3 protein-coding genes are annotated in these 3187 nt (G+C 58.4%); all 3 read left to right on the top strand.

The window, feature by feature from the left end; all coding sequences use genetic code 11:
* Positions 1–594: ABC transporter ATP-binding protein (locus H6B10_RS13525; protein WP_204652087.1), on the top strand; the 594-nt coding region annotated here is incomplete at its 5' end.
* 331 nt (positions 595–925) lie between these two features.
* Complete coding sequence (gene rny, locus H6B10_RS13520; protein ID WP_204652086.1) at positions 926–2479, top strand: ribonuclease Y; 1554 nt, start codon at positions 926–928, stop codon at positions 2477–2479.
* Positions 2480–2787: 308 nt separating this feature from the next.
* On the top strand, positions 2788–3187 hold a 400-nt coding region (locus H6B10_RS13515), incomplete at its 3' end, for an amino acid racemase (RefSeq protein WP_204652085.1).

Raw genomic sequence — 3187 nt, 5'->3', positions numbered from 1 at the left:
CTGCTGATGCGGTTCCATGATGTGGATTCCGGTTCCATTACGCTGAACGGCCACAACGTCCGTGACTTTGACCGCACGGCGCTGCGGGAAGGCTTCGGTATGGTGCTGCAGGATACCTGGCTGTTCAAGGGTACCATTATGGAAAATATCCGCTACGGCCGTCTGGACGCCACCGATGATGAGGTCATTGCCGCTGCCAAAGCGGCCGGTGCGGACCACTTTATCCGCACGCTGCCCGGCGGTTACCAGATGGAACTGAACGAGGATGCCTCCAACGTCAGCCAGGGCCAGAAACAGCTGCTGACCATTGCCCGGACCATTCTGGCCGATAACCGTATCCTGGTGCTGGACGAAGCCACCAGCAGCGTGGATACCCGCACCGAACAGCGCATCCAGACCGCGATGGACCGCCTGATGCAGGGCCGGACCAGCTTCATCATTGCTCACCGCCTGTCCACCATCCGCAACGCCGATCTGATCCTGGTCATGCGGGATGGCGACATTGTGGAACAGGGCACACACGACGAATTGATGGAAGCGGGCGGCTTCTATGCCGATCTGTATAACAGCCAGTTTGAAGACGTGACAGCGTGAAAAAGCAGGGCCACGATTTTGTAACAATTTCTTGACATTTATCTTAAATAAAGATAGAATGAATTACAGGAAATATAGGGGCTTTGCCGCACAAATTCTGCGGTCGGGTCCACAGGGTGTCGCCCGCCGGGAACACCGCTTTTCACCAATGTGCAACGCCTTTTATGGGCTTTTCTTCGTTACTTTCGCGCGCTCGCGGTCGAAGTGTGGGCATTTTGGGCCCCTTTTGGTCGCGACTGGTCGTGTATTGCCATAGAAAAAACTGCATAAGGAAAAAGCGTCCCCCCGACGTGCTGCGCCCTCCCAGGATTGATAAGGAGTGAATTTGACTATGCCACCCATTTTAGTTGTGGTGGTGGTCCTTGTTGTCGCTGCCGTCGCCGGGGCGCTTGGTTTTTATTTTGGCGGAGAAAGCCGTAAACGCACCGCCGAAGCCAAGATCGGATCGGCGGAGGAGGAGGCAAAGCGCATCGTAAACGATGCCATCAAAGCCGCCGAACAGAAGCGCAAAGAGACCATCATCGAAGCGAAGGACGAAGCCTTCAAACTCAAGAGCGAAGCTGACAAAGAGATCAAAGACCGCCGTGCCGAAGTCTCCCGCCAGGAGCGCCGCATGGACCAGAAAGAGGAAGCGCTGGATAAGCGCACCGCCGCCATGGAGCGCAAGGAGGAAGAACTCAAGCGCCGCAGCGAAACGGTGGAAGCCCGTCTGGACGAACTGGAACAGTTGAAACTGCGCCAGACCGAAAAACTGGAAACCATTGCCGCCATGAGCAAGGAGGATGCCCGCGCTGTGCTGCTCAAGCAGGTGGACGACGAGCTGACTCACGAAAAGGCAATGAAGATCAGTGCCTACCAGGCCAACATGAAGGATGAGTGCGACCAGATCGCCCGTGACCTGGTGGGGCAGGCCATCGCCCGCTGTGCTGCCGATGCTACCAGCGAAGCCACCGTCAGCGTGGTGCCGCTGCCCAGCGACGAAATGAAGGGCCGCATCATCGGCCGTGAAGGCCGCAACATCCGTGCGCTGGAAACGGCCACCGGCTGTGACCTGATCATCGATGATACGCCGGAAGCCATCACTCTGTCCAGCTTTGACCAGACCCGCCGCGAAGTGGCCCGCATGGCCCTGGAGCGCCTGATCGCCGATGGCCGTATCCATCCGGCCCGCATTGAGGAAACGGTGGATAAGTGCCGCCGCGAACTGGAAGTGCAGATGAAGCGGGAAGGCGACAAGGCTGTGATGGATCTGGGTATCCACAGCCTGCATCCTGACCTGGTCAAACTGATCGGCCGCCTGAAATACCGCACCAGCTTCGGCCAGAACGTGCTCAACCACTCCATCGAGGTGGCCTGGCTGGCCGGACTGATGGCCGGCGAACTGGGCGTCAATGTTCAGATGGCCCGCCGCGCCGGTTTGCTGCATGATATCGGCAAGGCCCTGGATCATGAGATCGAGGGCAGCCACGTTCAGATCGGTGTGGATATCTGCAAGAAGTACCGCGAGAACCCGCAGATCATTCATGCGGTGGAAGCTCACCATGGCGACGTGGAACCCAAGACCACGCTGGCGTTCATCATTATGGCCGCCGATGCGATCTCGGCTGCCCGCCCCGGTGCCCGCCGCGAAAATATGGAGAGCTATATCAAGCGTCTGGAAACGCTGGAAGCTCTCTGCAATGGCTTCGAAGGCGTGGAAAGCTCCTATGCGGTCCAGGCCGGTCGAGAAGTGCGCATTCTGGTTCAGCCCGACAAGGTCAGCGATGATCAGGTGGTGCTGCTGGCGCGCAACGTGGCCAAGAAGATCGAGAGCGAGTTGGATTATCCCGGCCAGATCAAGGTCAGCGTCATCCGCGAAAGCCGCGCGACCGAATACGCGAAATAAATCCTTTCGCAACCGGGCATCGCAAAATCGCAGCATCGTTTGTGTCAGCGGGAGGTTGCCCGCCGATGCAGGCCCATACAGAAGTAACAGGACGGCAAGTGTGTACGCAGTGTGCGCATTTGCCGCCCTGTTTTGTTGTGGGGCAAGTACCACAGGAAAGAGTTCTGCAGGGCGTTGCCGGGTGGGGCGGTTCCGTCTTTTGTGTATCTTTGGCTTGCATATTCTTGCCCGGCGGCTTATAATATACAATATCTTAGTGTATAAAGGAGGGGTGCGCCACGCCGCAAAATGAACCGACGCGCAAGCCTGTGCTGGGCATTCTGGGCGGGCTGGGCCCGGCTGCCAGCTGCTACCTCTACCAGATGCTGACCGACCACACCCCGGCCAGCTGTGACCAGGACCACCTGGATATCGTTATCTCCTCCCGTGCCTCCACGCCGGACCGCACGGCTTTCATTCTGGGCCAAAGCAAGGAGGACCCCTTCGCCGTTATGGAACAGGACGGTTTCAGTCTTGTGAATTACGGCGCCACCGTGCTGGCCATCGCCTGCAATACGGCCCACTATTTTTATGACCGCCTGGCGCAGGCCCTGCCGGTGCCGGTGCTGAACATGCCCCAGCTGACCGCAGCCGATGCCAAAGCAGCAGGCTGCACCAAACTGGGCATTCTGGCAACGGATGGAACGTTGCTGGCCGAAACCTACCAGC

The organism is Gemmiger formicilis, from assembly GCF_016901605.1.
Taxonomy (GTDB): Bacteria; Bacillota; Clostridia; order Oscillospirales; family Ruminococcaceae; genus Gemmiger; species Gemmiger formicilis_B.
The sequence above is the reverse complement of the archived record's forward strand: the minus strand, read 5'-3'. Positions and strand labels throughout refer to the sequence as shown.

Coding starts and splice junctions, on each gene's coding strand:
- rny (WP_204652086.1), top strand. CDS start 926: ATGCCACCCATTTTAGTTGTGGTGGTGGTCCTTGTTGTCGCTGCCGTC.